Origin of the sequence: Arthrobacter yangruifuii, from assembly GCF_009192775.1 — a bacterium.
GTDB classification, from domain to species: Bacteria; Actinomycetota; Actinomycetes; order Actinomycetales; family Micrococcaceae; genus Arthrobacter_B; species Arthrobacter_B yangruifuii.
In genome coordinates this window covers 194,161-208,653 of record NZ_VTFX01000003.1, presented here as the reverse complement: position 1 = coordinate 208,653, position 14,493 = coordinate 194,161, and the positions used below count along the sequence as shown (strand labels likewise).

At 65.7% G+C, this 14,493-nt stretch carries 14 protein-coding genes; 7 read left to right on the top strand and 7 right to left on the bottom strand.

Annotated elements, in window-relative coordinates:
* Nucleotides 1–40: 40 nt before the first annotated feature.
* The 5 genes from GD627_RS07655 to GD627_RS07635 form a co-directional block, all read right to left on the bottom strand.
* Nucleotides 41–1,000, bottom strand: a complete 960-nt coding sequence (locus GD627_RS07655) for an SDR family oxidoreductase (protein WP_246165385.1) — start codon at nt 998–1,000, stop codon at nt 41–43.
* Between the two features lie 5 nt (nt 1,001–1,005).
* Complete coding sequence (locus GD627_RS07650) at nt 1,006–1,959, bottom strand: bile acid:sodium symporter family protein (protein ID WP_152272008.1); 954 nt, start codon at nt 1,957–1,959, stop codon at nt 1,006–1,008.
* Nucleotides 1,959–3,335, bottom strand: a complete 1,377-nt coding sequence (locus GD627_RS07645; protein ID WP_246165384.1) for a flavin-containing monooxygenase — start codon at nt 3,333–3,335, stop codon at nt 1,959–1,961. Before GD627_RS07645 ends, GD627_RS07650 begins: the two co-directional genes overlap by 1 nt.
* Before the next feature lie 173 nt (nt 3,336–3,508).
* On the bottom strand, nt 3,509–5,032 hold the full coding sequence (glpK, locus tag GD627_RS07640; RefSeq protein WP_152272007.1) for a glycerol kinase GlpK: 1,524 nt from the start codon (nt 5,030–5,032) through the stop codon (nt 3,509–3,511).
* 61 nt (nt 5,033–5,093) lie between these two features.
* A complete protein-coding gene (locus GD627_RS07635; RefSeq protein ID WP_146361869.1) occupies nt 5,094–5,837 on the bottom strand; it encodes an MIP/aquaporin family protein in 744 nt (247 codons plus the stop codon).
* A gap of 198 nt (nt 5,838–6,035) precedes the next feature.
* On the opposite strand from GD627_RS07635, the gene GD627_RS07630 reads away from it, so the two are divergent.
* Genes GD627_RS07630 through GD627_RS07620 form a run of 3 tightly spaced genes read left to right on the top strand, consistent with a single transcriptional unit; the run spans nt 6,036 to nt 8,896 of the window.
* Complete coding sequence (locus GD627_RS07630) at nt 6,036–6,872, top strand: aldo/keto reductase (protein WP_152272006.1); 837 nt, start codon at nt 6,036–6,038, stop codon at nt 6,870–6,872.
* A complete protein-coding gene (locus GD627_RS07625; RefSeq protein WP_246165383.1) occupies nt 6,873–7,802 on the top strand; it encodes an alpha/beta fold hydrolase in 930 nt (309 codons plus the stop codon).
* A 2-nt stretch (nt 7,803–7,804) separates the two neighbouring features.
* Nucleotides 7,805–8,896: a glycosyltransferase family 4 protein gene (locus tag GD627_RS07620; RefSeq protein WP_152272072.1), complete on the top strand. Its 1,092-nt coding sequence runs from the start codon at nt 7,805–7,807 to the stop codon at nt 8,894–8,896.
* Between the two features lie 12 nt (nt 8,897–8,908).
* On the opposite strand, the gene GD627_RS07615 is transcribed toward GD627_RS07620, so the two are convergent.
* Nucleotides 8,909–9,919, bottom strand: coding sequence for an NADP-dependent oxidoreductase (locus GD627_RS07615; RefSeq protein WP_152272005.1), 1,011 nt, complete (start codon nt 9,917–9,919; stop codon nt 8,909–8,911).
* A gap of 53 nt (nt 9,920–9,972) precedes the next feature.
* Nucleotides 9,973–10,416: a MarR family winged helix-turn-helix transcriptional regulator gene (locus GD627_RS07610; protein WP_146361866.1), complete on the bottom strand. Its 444-nt coding sequence runs from the start codon at nt 10,414–10,416 to the stop codon at nt 9,973–9,975.
* 105 nt (nt 10,417–10,521) lie between these two features.
* On the opposite strand from GD627_RS07610, the gene GD627_RS07605 reads away from it, so the two are divergent.
* The 4 genes from GD627_RS07605 to GD627_RS07595 all read left to right on the top strand — a co-directional run bounded on the left by GD627_RS07605 (nt 10,522) and on the right by GD627_RS07595 (nt 14,445).
* Complete coding sequence (locus GD627_RS07605; RefSeq protein ID WP_152272004.1) at nt 10,522–11,556, top strand: phosphotransferase family protein; 1,035 nt, start codon at nt 10,522–10,524, stop codon at nt 11,554–11,556.
* 124 nt (nt 11,557–11,680) lie between these two features.
* Nucleotides 11,681–11,830, top strand: coding sequence for a hypothetical protein (locus GD627_RS16465; RefSeq protein WP_153297122.1), 150 nt, complete (start codon nt 11,681–11,683; stop codon nt 11,828–11,830).
* Between the two features lie 385 nt (nt 11,831–12,215).
* Complete coding sequence (locus tag GD627_RS07600; RefSeq protein ID WP_152272003.1) at nt 12,216–13,607, top strand: HNH endonuclease; 1,392 nt, start codon at nt 12,216–12,218, stop codon at nt 13,605–13,607.
* 103 nt (nt 13,608–13,710) lie between these two features.
* Nucleotides 13,711–14,445 carry an MBL fold metallo-hydrolase gene (locus GD627_RS07595; protein WP_152272002.1) on the top strand — a complete coding sequence of 245 codons (735 nt, stop codon included), beginning with the start codon at nt 13,711–13,713 and terminating at the stop codon, nt 14,443–14,445.
* The last annotated feature ends 48 nt before the right edge of the window (nt 14,446–14,493 follow it).

Below are 14,493 nucleotides of genomic sequence, written 5' to 3'. Positions count from 1 at the left end.
CGGCACCGCGGGGAACGCGCCCCGCGGTGCCGGACCAGGACTAGCGTGTAGCCGCCTCCTGTGCCTCCCGCGCGGCCCGGAAGGCCAGGAACGCCTCCCGGCTGGTCTTGGACGGCGTAAAGCCGAACTCCTGTTTCAGTGCCGTGTTGTCCAGCACGGGCCGGTAGCGCAGGAACCGCACCTGCTCCGGACCGTGCACCGTCAGCCGGAGGATCCGGCCCAGCCTAAGTGCTGCGGCCAGCACGGGTGCCGGGACGGTGATGGTTCCCTTGCCCAGCAGTGCGGCTATCTCCCGTACGGTCAGGGCGCCGTCTCCGGCCACATTGAAGATGCCGCTGCGGCCGGTGAGCACGGCCTGGACCATGATCGCTGCGACGTCTTCGTTCCAGATGAAGACGAAGGGGGAATCGCTGCCGGCCACCCGCAGCAGCCGGGGCGCATCAAACAGGGCAGTGATCTGGTTGCGTACCCGCTCCCCCAGGATGGTGCCGATCCGGAAGATGGTCTGTTGCAGTTCGGGATGCTCCTCCCGGACGCGGGCCAGTTCCTCTTCCACCAGGCGCTTGTGCCGCGAATAGGCAAACTCGTCATTGCCCCGCACCGGATCCGATTCGCGCAGCCACCCGGGATTGTCCGGATGGTATCCGTAGGCCGCTCCGGAGGAGGAAATCACCACGTGCTTGACGCCGGAGGAGATGCAGGCCGCAAGGACGTTCCGCGACCCGACCACATCGACCTGGAACTCCTGTTCGCGCGTGGTGTCCTTGCCGGGATTCACGATCGCCGCCAGATGCACCACAGTGTCGATCCGATGCTGCTGCAGCAGCCGCGCGACGTCCGGGGAGCAGACGTCGGCCAGGGCATACTCGACGCCGTGCAGCCGGCGTTCCGCCGCCGGTTCGCGGATGTCGACGCTGAGCACGTGTGTTATCTCCGGATCCGAAGCCAGCCTGGCCACGACCGCACTGCCCAGGAAGCCGTTGCCCCCGGTAACGCACACCCGGGTCACTGTCCGGCCTCCCCGGCTGCCGCGGGGGTACCGGTCTTGTCGCCGGTTTTCCCCGCACGGGCATCACGCCGGCGCCACCAGGCGGCCAGCAGCACTCCGGCCAGGATGTCCCAGATACCCCACCAGGCGGTAACCATGGCCATCCCGCCGAGCCCGGCGAAGAAGGTCAGGGTCAGTCCCAGCCCGAGCCCGGTGTTGCGGGCGCCCACTTCGAAGGCGAAGGCCCGCCTGCTGGGTTCATCGAGCCGCACGGCGGCGGCCGTCCAGTAGCCCACGGCCAGGGCCACCGCGTCATGCAGCAGGACCACCAGGAAAATAGTGCCAAGATGCTCACGCAGGGGTCCGAGGTTGCTAGCGGTGCCGGAGATGATGAACACCAGCAGCGCCACCAGCCCAATCCGCTGGACCCATGGCCGCAGGCGGCCGGTGAGGTCCGGGAAGCGGCGGGCCAGCGGCATCCCGACGGCAAAGGGCACACCGATGATGAGAAGCACCTGCACCAGCATCTCCCAGCGGTTCAGGGAGAAGTCCCGCATCAGACCGGCGGTGGCGGGGTTCAGTCCCGCCCACAGCGCAACGTTCAGCGGCATGACGGCGATGGCCACCAGATTGGAGACAGCCGTCATGGATGCCGACAGGGCGACATTGCCGTGTGCTCGGTGGGTCAGGACATTGGAAATGCCGCCCGGCGGGCAGCAGGCCACCAGGATCATGCCCAGCGCTATGGAAGCAGGAACCCGCAGCAGCAGCGCCAGGCCTACGGTGACCGCCGGCAGTACCAGGTACTGGGCAGCGATTCCCAGCAGCACCGCTTTGGGGCTGCGCGCCACTGCACGGAAGTCCGCGGGGCGGACCTCGAGGGCAATGCCGAGGATGATCACCGCCAGCACCACGTTGAGGAGGATCAGCGAGCCCGGGGTGAAATTCAGGACGACGTCGTCGAGGGGCATCAGCTGTGCACTTCCTCGCGCAGCTGCGTCCCGGCGGGAACCTGTGCAGCGGCGGCGGAGCCCGCCAGCAGCTGCAGGTGCGCCTCGAGTTCGCTGCGGTAGGCGTCCTTGTTCACGTAGTAGCTCATCCGGTCCAGGCCCAGATAGCGGTAACCACCGGTGACATCGGGTGATTTGCCTTGGATGAGGAGCCGGAACCTTTCCGCGGAACCGGGGTCCGACCTTTGTGCAGCCACGTAGGCCGCGGCGAGCTCGGCCTGGCGGAACCGGCCTTCCCAGCCCAGGCCCGAAGCCTCCACCATGCCGATGACCAGCAGGTTGGGCGCCTGCCGGCTGAAGATATTCAGGTACAGCGACGGCGAGGGTCCGTCCCAGCCCAGCAGCGTCCGCTTCAGGAAGGGATAGTCCAGCACATATCCCGTGGAGAGCAGGATCAGGTCATACTCCCCTGTACTGCCGTCGCGGAAGTGCACGGTGTGTCCGTCGAGCGTGGCAATATCTGCCCGCACCGACAGGTCCCCGTGCCCCAGATGGTGCAGGATCAGGGAGTTCACCACCGGATGCGATTCGTAGATCCGGTAGTCCGGGTCCGGGAAACCGAAACGCCGGGGGTTGCCGGTGAACATCCGCAGCAGGCGCTTGTCGAGGAACTGCTTCAGGGGGCGGGGAAGCGGCCTGCCCTGATTCAGGGTGTCCGTGGGACGTCCGAAAACATACTTCGGAATGAAGTAGTAGCCGCGGCGCACGCTGATATCGACGCTGGCGGCATGGTGCACGGCGTCCACGGCAATGTCGCAGCCGCTGTTGCCGGCGCCGACGATCAGCACCCGTTTGCCGGCGAATTCCGTAGCGTTCTTGTACTGGGCCGAGTGCAGGATCTCCCCCGCGAAGCTGCCGGGGAACGTGGGCACGGAAGGAGTATGCAGCGTACCCGAGGCCACCATGACGGCGCTGAAGCTGCCGGTTCCGGCGCCGTCCGGACCGTCCCAGGAGACAGTCCAGCCGCCGTCGTCCGTTGGAACGGCAGCCGTGACCGTGGTACCGAAGCGGATCTGCCGGCGCAGGTCGAAGTGGTCCGCGTAGGCACGGAAATACCGTTGCAGCCGCCTGTGGTCCGGATAGTCCGGGGTGTCGTCGGGCATCGGGAATTCGCTGAACTGTGTGGTGTCCTTGGAGGAGATCAGGTGGGCTGATTCGTAGACCGTACTGGCCGGGTTCTCAATGTTCCAGAGCCCGCCGACATCGGTGTGCTGTTCAAAGCCCACGAAGTCCAATCCCCGCTTGGACAGGGCCCTCATGGCAGCCAGGCCGCTGGGGCCGGCTCCGATAACGGCGACGGGAGACCCGGGGCGTGTGGTGGAAAGTTCGGATGGCACTTGTTACCTGTTTCTGTGACCTGCATCACTGTGATGCGGGGCAAACGCTACCCAAGGGTCTATTTCCGGTCAAACATCCCGCCTTCAGGCTCAGTCCGTGTCGGGACGACGAAGGCCCCGGCGGAGATCCGCCGGGGCCTTGGCCGTAGCCATGAACTACTGCTGTTCAGGAATTACTGGACGTCGTCATCAACCCAGTCGAAGGTCTTCGTGACGGCCTTTTTCCAGAGTCGCATCTGACGCTCACGTTCGGACTGCTCCATCTGGGGCGTCCAGCGCTTGCCTTCGTCCCAGTTCTGCCCAAGCTCATCCGTATCGTTCCAGAAACCGACGGCCAGGCCGGCTGCGTAGGCAGCGCCGAGGGCGGTGGTTTCGATGACCTTGGGGCGCACTACGTCCACGCCGAGGATGTCTGCCTGGAACTGCATCAGTGCGTCGTTGGCGACCATGCCGCCGTCCACCCGCAGCTCGCTCAGCGGAACACCGGAGTCCGCGTTCACGGCGTCCAGCACTTCGCGGGTCTGGAACGCGGTGGCTTCCAGGGCGGCCCGGGCAATGTGGTTCTTGTTCACATAGCGGGTCAGGCCCACAATTGCTCCGCGGGCGTCCGCACGCCAGTACGGCGCGAAGAGACCGGAGAAGGCCGGGACGATGTACACCCCGCCGTTGTCCTCCACCTGGCGGGCCAGGTCCTCGATTTCCGGGGCGCTGTTGATCATGCCGAGGTTGTCCCGCAGCCACTGGATCAGGGACCCGGTGACGGCAATGGAGCCTTCCAGCGCATAAACCGGCTTGGCGTCACCCAGCTGGTAGGCCACGGTGGTGATCAGGCCGTTCTCGGAACGGACAATTTCCTCACCCGTGTTGAAGATCAGGAAGCAACCGGTGCCATAGGTGTTCTTGGCATCGCCCTGGGCAAAGGCGGCCTGGCCGAAGGTTGCGGCCTGCTGGTCGCCCAGGATGCCGGCCACCGGGGTTTCCCGCAGCAGCTGCGAGCCGGCGACCGTGCCGTACACCTCGGACGAGGAACGGATCTGGGGCATCATGGACTTCGGAACACCGAATTCCTTGAGGATGTCCTCATCCCAGGCGAGCGTCTCCAGGTTCATGAAGAGGGTACGCGAAGCGTTGGTGACATCGGTGATGTGCACGCCGCCGTCGGTCCCGCCGGTCAGGTTCCAGACAATCCAGGAATCCGTGTTGCCGAACATGAGGTCCCCCGCCTCTGCCCGTTCACGTGCTCCCTCCACGTTGTCCAGAATCCACTTGATCTTCGTGCCCGAGAAGTACGTCGCCAGCGGCAGGCCAACCGTGTCCTTGAACCGGTCCAGACCGCCGTTTTCGGCCAGCTGGTTGACTATCGGCTGCGTGCGGGTGTCCTGCCAGACAATGGCGTTGTACACGGGCTCACCGGTATTGCGGTCCCAGACCACTGCCGTTTCGCGCTGGTTCGTGATGCCGACGGCGGCAATGTCGTGCCGGGTCAGGTTGGCCTTGGACAGCGCCAGGCCGACCACTTCGCGGACGTTCGTCCAGATCTCCATCGGATCATGCTCAACCCAGCCGGCATGCGGGAAGATCTGCTCGTGTTCCTTCTGCCCGGTGGACACGATGTTTCCGTCGTGGCCGAACACGATCGCCCTGCTGCTGGTGGTGCCCTGGTCGATGGCGATGATGTACCTGGGTTTGTCAGGCATTATTTCTGCTCCTTGCGGTGGGGGAAATTAGGGGTGGCCGGCATGGCAGCCGGCAGTGCACTTAGACCGGAAGCGGAAGCGGGATCTGGGCTCCGAGGAAGCCGCCCAGTGCACCGCCGATCAGCGGGCCGACTACGGGGACCCAGGCATAGGCCCAGTCGCTGCTGCCCTTGTGGCGGATGGGCAGAAGAGCGTGGACGATGCGGGGACCAAGGTCACGTGCAGGGTTGATGGCGTACCCGGTGGGGCCGCCGAGGGAGGCACCAATGCCAAGAACAACCAGCGCAACGGCCAGCGGACCGAGGCCCGAAGGTGTACCGGCGAAGGCGACAATGGTGAAGACGAGGACGAAGGTACCTACGACCTCGGTGACAACGTTCCAGCCGTAGGACCGGATGGCCGGGCCGGTGGAGAAAACACCCAGGATGTTGGCGGCATCGGGTTCTTCGTCGAACTGCTTTTTGTACGCGAGCCAAGCCACGAAGGCGCCGATGATGGCACCGACCATCTGCCCGGCGAAGTACACCATGGCGTTGACAAAGGAGACCTCGACGCCCGGGGCGAACTCGTCGTTACCTGCCGCCCAGAGGCCCACGGTGACGGCGGGGTTGATGTGCGCGCCGGACACAGCGGCAGCGTAGACACCGGCGAAAACACCGATGGCCCACCCCCAGTTGACCATCAGGAAGCCGCCGCCGGCACCCTTCGTTTTCGTAAGCGCGACGTTGGCCACGACACCGCAGCCAAGAATGATGAGGATAGCCGTGCCGGCCAGCTCACTGATGAAAACTTCGCCCAGAGTCACCATCGACTCCTCCGATCATTCGTATCCATCCGCGGCCCGATTAGGCGCGCGGACTGTCGGTTTCTATGCAACCAATCTTTAACAAGAAGCGCCATTACCTTAGCCGACCTGTTTGGTGGCACGCCAATCTTCGTAGGGCAAAACAGGTAGTCAGGGCGGGATTCGGCGCCGCGCCCCGTGCCTCGGTAAAGTCGTCCTATGCAGCCCGCACCTCGAGTCCCGCTCAATAACGGTGTCCTCATTGACCAGATCGGCTTTGGCACCTACAAAATTGCCGCCGACGACGCCGCCCGGCTGTGCCTGGACGCCCTCGAGGCCGGCTACCGGCATATCGACACGGCCGCCCTGTACGGCAACGAAGCCGGAGTGGGTGAGGCGGTGGAGGCCTTCACCGGCAGGGGCCGTGCGGAGCGCAGCGACCTCTTCGTGACCTCCAAGGTCTGGAACACCGACCAGGGTTATGACTCGACCCTCCGGGCCTTTGACGCGTCCCTGGCCCGGCTGGGCCTGGACTACTTGGATTTGTATCTTATTCACTGGCCGTGCCCGCAGCGGGGGCAGTTCATCGATACGTACCGGGCGTTGGAGCAGCTCTACGCCGACGGCCGCGTCCGCGCCGTCGGCGTCTCCAATTTCCAGCCCTCCCATCTGGAGCAGCTGCTGGATGCGACCGGGATTGTGCCGGCGGTGAACCAGATTGAGCTGCACCCCTGGCTGGCTCAGGAGGAACTGCGGCAGCTGCACCGGCAGCTGGGTATCCGCACCGCCGCCTGGAGCCCCCTGGGCCGGGGAGCGGTCCTGGCCGATCCGACCGTTGTCCGGATCGCCGCGGATCTGGGACGCACCCCCGCGCAGGTGATCCTGCGCTGGCACCTGGATTTGGGCAACATCGTCATCCCCAAGGCCAGCAGCCCGGAGCGGATTGCCGGCAACCTGGACCTCCTGTCCTTTGAGCTGGCCGAGGAACACCGGACCGCCCTGAACGGGCTGGACCGCGGATACCGCTCCGGTTCGCATCCCGACGAGGTGAACTGAGTGTCCGGCACGTCGGCACACCGGGAACTGACGCCGCCCGGCGCCCCGGCGCCCTTCTCACGCACGGCGGCGGTGCGGTCCTTCACCGTGGACGGCACCGTGCAGGTCTGCCGAGATTTTCCGCCGGCAACAGACGCCGGCGCCGGAGCTCCCCCGATCTTTATGGTCCACGGGTTCCGGGGCGACCATCACGGGCTGCTGCGGATTGTCGAAGCGCTCCCCTGCCACAGGATCCTGGTGCCGGATCTTCCCGGCTTCGGCGCCGGTGCAGCCCTTCCCGGCCCGCACGACGTCGCCGCGTACACGGCCTTTGTCCGTGCGGCCCTGGGGAACCTGGGCCTCGGCCCTGACACCGTCCTGCTCGGCCACTCCTTCGGCTCCATCATCGCCTCGCATCTGGCGGCGCAGTCGCCGGAACTGATCAGTGCACTGGTGCTGGTCAACCCGATCTGTGAGCCGGCGCTCGAAGGCCCCAAGGGGATCACCAGCAAGGCCGCCGAGCTCTATTACCGGCTGGCCGCGGCACTGCCGGAGAAACCCGGCATGGCGCTACTGCGCAGCCCCGTGATTGTCCGCGGCATGAGCATGCTGATGGCCAAGACGAAGGATCCCGGCCTGCGCCGGTGGATCCATGGCCAGCACGATGCGTACTTCAGTGCCTTTGCCGACCGGCGCGTGGTTCTGGACGCGTTCCGGGCGTCGATTTCCGCCACGGTGCGCGACGTCGCCGGGCAGCTGGCCATGCCGGTGCTGCTGATCGCCGCGGAACGGGATGACATCGGCTCATTAGCGGGCCAGCGGAGGCTTGCAGAACTGGTTCCGGACGCGGAACTGCACGTCCTGCCCGGCGTCGGGCATCTGGTGCATTACGAAAAACCGGCCGAGGCCGCCGGGATCATCGAGGATTTCCTGAGCCGGAGGCATTCATGAGGATGCGCCTGGCAGTGGACGCACGGTTCACCCGGACGGATCACCATGACGGCATCAGCCGGTACGGCGCCAGCCTGATCGAGGCCGTGAGCGGACATGCCGACGTCGTGATGCTGATCTCGGACGAACGCCAGCTGGCCCTGCTCCCGGACCTGCCCTGGGTGAAAATCAACAGCCCCCTCTCCCCCGCCGAGCTCTTTGTGGCCTTTCGGATCAACCGCCTCGGCGCGGACGCCGTCTTCTGCCCCATGCAGACCATGGGCAGCTGGGGGCGGAAGTATCCGCTCGTCCTGACCCTGCATGACCTGATCTATTACTCGAACCCGACGCCGCCGTCGTTCCTGCCGCTTCCGGTGCGGGGGCTGTGGCGGCTGTACCACATGGCCTACTGGCCGCAGCGGCTGCTGCTGAACCGGGCCGACGTCGTCGCCACCATCAGCGACACCACGCGCGCCCTGATGCGCGGGCACCGGCTGACGAAGCGTCCGGTGCGGATGGTGGGCAATGCTCCCCGGGAAGGTGCCGTACCGCGGCCCCCGGACACCGCCCCCGAGGCCACGCTGCTGTATATGGGGTCCTTCATGCCGTACAAAAACGTGGAAACCGTCATCCGCGGGATGGAGCACCTGCCGGACTTCACCCTGCACCTGCTCAGCCGGATTTCCGACGTGCGGCGGGCTGAGCTCGAAGCGATGGTCCCCGACGGTGCCAGCGTGAAGTTCCACAACGGTGTCACCGATGATGAGTATGACGCGCTGCTGCGCCGCACCACGGCGCTGGTGACGCTCTCCAGGGCCGAAGGCTACGGACTCCCGGTGATCGAGGCGATGGCTGTGGGCACGCCCGTCATCGCCAGTGATATTCCGATTTTCCGTGAAGTGTCCGACGGTGCGGCGCTGCTCGTGGATCCGGACGATCCGGAGGCCTTCGCCGCGGCTGTCCGGGATCTGGGCGGGCCGGGGCGGTGGCAGAAGGCGTCCGACGCCGGGATGCAGCGTGCTGCCGACTACAGCTGGGGTGCCTCCGCGGTCCAGCTCATGGAAGCGGCCGGGGAGGCTGTCCGCCTGTTCCCCGGCCGCCGCCGTCGTCGTTAATCCCTGCTCGGATTAGCCCAGGGTCACGATCATTTTGCCCTTGTTGGCGCCCTTCATCAGGTCGATAAAGGCCTGCGGGGCGTTCTCCAGGCCATCAACGAAGGTCTCGTCGTAGCGGACCTTGTTTTCCTGGAGCCAGCCGGTCATCAGGGAGGCAAACTCGTCGGCGTACTGGTTGTAGCTGCCGACGATGAACCCGCGCAGCGTGATTTCCTTGCCGATGGCGATGGCCAGGTTCCGCGGGCCGACCGGTGCATCGTTGTACTGCGAGATGGCACCGCACATGGCGATCCGGCCGAACTTGTTCATCACCGAAAGGGCGGCTTCGAGGTGCTCGCCGCCCACGTTGTCGAAGTAGACGTCAATGCCGTCAGCTCCGGCAGCCTTTTTCAGGGAATCCTTGACCGGACCGTCGTGGTAGTTGAACGCCTCATCGAAGCCGAGGTCCAGCAGGTGCTGGACCTTCTCGGCCGAACCGGCGCTGCCGATAACCTTTTTGGCTCCCAGCGCCTTGGCGATCTGGCCGACCAGCGAGCCCACCGCACCGGCGGCACCGGAGACGAAGACGACGTCGCCTTCCCGGAATTCGGCGACCTTGGTCAGGCCGACATATGCGGTCAGGCCGGTCATGCCCAGGACGCCGAGGTAGGCACTGGCGGGTGCCTGTTCGGTGTCGATGACGCGGGCGCGCTTTCCGTCGAGAACGGCGTAGTCCCGCCAGCCGAGGCCGTGGAGGATCTTGTCACCGGGCTTGTGGCTTTCGGAGCGGGACTCCACGACTTCGCCGACGGCGCCGCCTTCGAGCGGTGCATCGAGCGTGAACGGCGGAACGTAGGACTTGACGTCGTTCATCCTGCCGCGCATGTAGGGGTCCACGGACATGTACAGGTTGCGGACCAGGATCTGGCCCTCCTGCAGCTCGGGCACCGCCGCCTCGGCCAGGCGGAAGTTCTCCTCCGTCGGCCAGCCTTCGGGGCGGGAAGCGAGCTGGATTTCGCGGGAGGTTTCGGGGTATGTGCTCATGGAAGGGTCCTTACTGTTGGGGTGTGGCGACGCTGTTGGGGTGTGGCGACGAATCAGTGCTGGTCTTTGGCCACGGACTGCCGCAGGGCGGCATTAACCTTGGCCAGTGTTTCCTGGAGGCTGCGCAGTTCCTCCGGCTCCAGGCCGGCGGATTCGGCCACGCGGTCCGGCAGGTCACTCGATTTCTGTTCCAGTGCGCGTCCGGCATCCGTCAGGTAGACGCGGACCCGGCGCTCATCCTCAACGGCACGCCTGCGCTGAAGGAGCCGGGCCGCTTCCAGGCGCTTGAGCAGCGGAGAGAGGGTGCCCGAATCGAGTTCCAAGGACTGCCCCAGGTCACTCACACTCTGGCCGTCCTGCTCCCAGAGCAGAGTCATCACCAGGAACTGGGGGTAGGTCAGGTTGAGTTCCTCGAGCATCGGACGGTACAGGGCGGTGGCCGCCCGCGAGGCGGAGTACAGCGAAAAGCACACCCGACGCTGCAGAGATTCGTTCATCCGGCCACACTAGAACACAATTCAATTGTGCACAACCGAATATTGGATACGGAACGCGGCCGGGGCTAACGGCACCCGGACGGACACGGACCGTAGGCTGGGCTGATGTCTTCGACCCCAGTACCGGAAACGGATTACCGGCGCACGGCCCGGCGCCGCCTGTGGAGCCGGCTGCCGGCGGCCGTCCAGGAGTACCTCGCCGCCCAGCTTGGCGGGCAGGTGGACTCCGTGATGCTTGCCGGGGGCGGTTTCACCCCCGGCTTTGCCGGCATCCTGGCAAGTGCCGACGGGAAGCGGATTTTCGCGAAGGCGGCACCGGCCTCCGACACGTTCGTCTACCCCGCGTACCGGCGCGAATCCGAGGTGGTCCCGCTGCTCCCCGACGGCATGCCGGTGCCCAGGCTCCTTGCCGCAGGGGACGTCACGGCTGATTCCTCCGGCGGCGCCGGCGGGGATGTCCCGGCCGGCTCCGGGGACAGTACGGGCTGGCACGTACTCGTTTATGAAGCGGTGGACGGCCGAATGCCGGGCACCCCCTGGACCGAGGATGACCTTGCCGCAGTGGAGAGTTCCTGTGCAACGTCCGCCCGCCTGCTGGCCGCGGGTTTCCCGCCCGGGATGGCCGGTACTTCCGTGGCCGAGGACATCCTCTCGACCCCCTCACCCTTCCTCGAGGTGGCCGACGGCGGCCCCGCGCCCTGGTTCCTGCCCGGCATGACTGCTGCGCGGGCACGTCGCTTCCAGCAGTGCCTGGAGGACAGCCCCCGGGCCCTGGCGGGGACCTCCGTCCTGCACGGGGATCTCAGACCGGACAACATCCTGATCCGGTCCGGCCGCGCCCTGTTCTGCGACTGGAATTTCCTGGGCACCGGAGCTGCCTGGATCGACTGGGTTGGTGTCCTTCCCTACGCCCGGGGCGGAGGGATCGACGTCGAGGCCTGGCTCCGGCGGTCCACCCTCACGTGTGACGTGCCGCCGGAGCATATTGACGCATTCCTTGCCGCTCTGCTGGCCTACATGGTCAACTCCGGCAATGCGCCGGAGGTTGGGGCAAGCCCGCAGCTGCGCAGCCACGGCCGCCATACCGCGCGGCTGATCTTCGAGTGGGTACTCAGCCGATGGGACCAGCCGCAGCCCTGACCGGCCTGGTGGCCAACATCACCCGAATCCGGTTCGAAACCTCTGTCCCCCCGGCGGGAAACTGAGGGTAATCGAGTTTTTTCGCCACGGGGAAAGGACCTCGGGGAAGGGAGAGGGATAACCGGTGAGAATGCCAACCGTCAACCGCAACGGCAGGATGATCCATGGGGTGCCGCGCGGGCTCCTGGGCAAGGTTTCCCGCCTGGGCACCGCGGCCCAGGTGTCGCTGCTCTGCCTGCTGGCTGCCGCGGCTGTGCTGCTCGAACTGCTGTAGGCGGCTTTCCTCTAGGCGGCTTTCCTGCAGGCCGCCTTCCTGTGGGCCGCCTTCGTCACGCGCCACGGGCAATGCATGAACCGATCCGCCGTGGGCGTGAGGCAAAAACAAGTAGTCAATTGCGTAAATTTTGTCTTCCGCAGCAGGGTTCCGGGCCGATATATTCGAATACATGTTCGAATACATACCGCCTGCCGGTCACCGTCGTGAAGGACCTCCGGAGGTCCGATCCGCGGTTTTTGGGGCGTGGGTGCAGTATCTCGAGGACGTTTCCGGAACCCTGCAGGACACGGAAGCCGGGCGCCCTTATCCCGAATCGGGCCTGTCCTCCGCGGGCTCAGTAGGCTCAGTAGTCTCAGTAGGCGCAGCGGGCTATGCCAGCAGGATGGGCTCAACGGGCTCAACATCGGAGACCCTGTCTGATGCGGAACTGATCGATCAGCTCAGGGCACTGGAGGAACTCAAGGGCGCCGCTGCTGCTGCGCAGGCGCGGATTGCAGCTGCCTTCGATGCCTCGCAGCGCCGCCTGCAGGCGCGCTCGGGTGAGCGGACCGATCTCCTGGGGCGCGGGGTGGCATCGCAGGTTGCATTGGCCCGGAGGGAATCCCCTCATAAGGGCGGACGGTTGCTGGGGTTCGCAAAAGCGCTCACCACGGAAATGCCTTACACGCTTCGGGCGCTGACGATGGGAAAGATCAGCGAATGGCGTGCAACACTGCTGGTCCGCGAGACTGCCTGCCTGTCCGCCAAGGACCGCCGGCGGGTAGACGCGGAAGTGGCCGGTGATCTCCTGCTTCTGGAGACCCTCGGGGACCGTCAGATTGTTGCCCGCACCAAGGCTGCCGCCTATCGGCTGGACCCTCGGGCAGCGGCCAACCGTTCCTCCAAGGCCGCCTCCGAACGCTTTGTTTCCTGCCGTCCGGCACCGGACACCATGGCTTATCTGACGGGCCTGCTGCCCGTAGCCCAAGGTGTGGGGGTCTATGCGGCGCTTTCCCGCGAGGCAGACCGCCTTCGTGCCGCCGGCGATGCCCGGGGCCGCGGCCAGATCATGGCGGACACCCTGGTGGAACGCGTCACCGGTCAGGCTGAAGCGGGCCAGCTGAAAGTCGAAGTCCAGTTGGTGATGACCGACCGCACCCTGTTGGCAGGGGACTCGGAGCCCGCCCTCATTTTGGGCTACGGTCCGGTTCCGGCCCAGTGGGCACGCGATCTTCTTGCCGACGCCGGCGGTGGCAGCCGCGGCGGATCAGATCGACATGCCGAACGCTGGATCCGGAGGCTTTACACTGCGCCGGAAACCGGGGAGCTGGTGGCGATGGATTCCCGGTCACGCTTATTTCCCCGTCCCCTGGCGCGGTTCGTTGCCGTCCGCGACCAGACGTGCAGGATGCCCTGGTGTGGAGCTCCGATCCGGCACCTGGACCATATCCACCCCCACAGCCGCGGCGGACCAACCAGCGCAGGGAACGGTCAGGGGCTGTGCGAAGCCTGCAACCATGCGAAGCAAGCACCCGGTTGGAGCGCACGAACGGTGAAGCCGGAGGAAATGAAGCCTGACGGAATTGGGATGGACGGATCTGACAAGGGGATGGAAGGGCCCGACGGCGGGACCGGAGTCTCCCCCGCGGTTCTGACCTGCACTCCTACCGGGCACACTTATCGATCCAATCCGCCGCCCTTACCTGGAAATCCTCCGGCGGCTAGCATGCCGAAGAAGAGAGAAGAAGACTCCCCCACCGAAGCCTTTTTTGCGGACCTGATCCGGGCAGCGTGACCCTGGTTGTCGATTCTGGTTGTCGATCCGGGTGGTCGATCCCCCTCCCCGCACCGGGGCTATTGGCGGCACCAACAACCGGACACCAGCACAAGGAGCTCTGATGAGACTCGGACCGCATCTGCACCGCATCGGCAACGACATAGTAGCCGCCTACTTCGTCGACACTGAGGATGGCATTACCGTCATCGACGCTGGACTGCCCGGGCACTGGGATGACCTGCTCACGGAACTGCAGGCCGCAGGCCGCTCCCTCCACGATGTGCGCGGCCTAGTGCTCACGCACGGCGACAGCGACCACATTGGCTTCGCAGAAAAGCTGCGGCGCGAGTGCGGCACGCCGGTCTACGTGCACAAGCTTGATGCCGATCGGGCACGTGGCGGCAGCAAGCCTCAAGCCGCCATGGGTTCCATGCGCGTTTTCCCCCTGCTGCAGTTCGTTTTCTACGGGCTCCGTAAGCGCGGCTGGCGCACCCAGTACCTCACTGAGGTAAACGAAGTGGCAGACGGAGACATCCTCCCCCTGCCGGGAGCACCACGGGTGATAGCCCTGCCCGGCCACTCCCCGGGCAGCATCGCCGTGCATGTACCCGCCGCGGATGCCGTCTTCGTCGGCGACGCACTCACCACGCGCCACGTATTGACCGGCCGCTGGGGAATCCAGCCCGCTCCGTTCACCGATGATCCGGAGGCTGCACTGGATTCCCTGGCCCGGCTCGCGGGGATAAAGGCCGGCTGGCTGCTTCCCGGACACGGAGCTCCATGGCGGGGAAATCCCGGCGACGTCCAGGACCTCGTCCGCCGGGCGGGAGAACAACTTCCACAGAAGAAAAAGTAGTTGGCACTCGCCACATGAGAGTGCTAATCTCTTTCTGCAAGTTGAGTG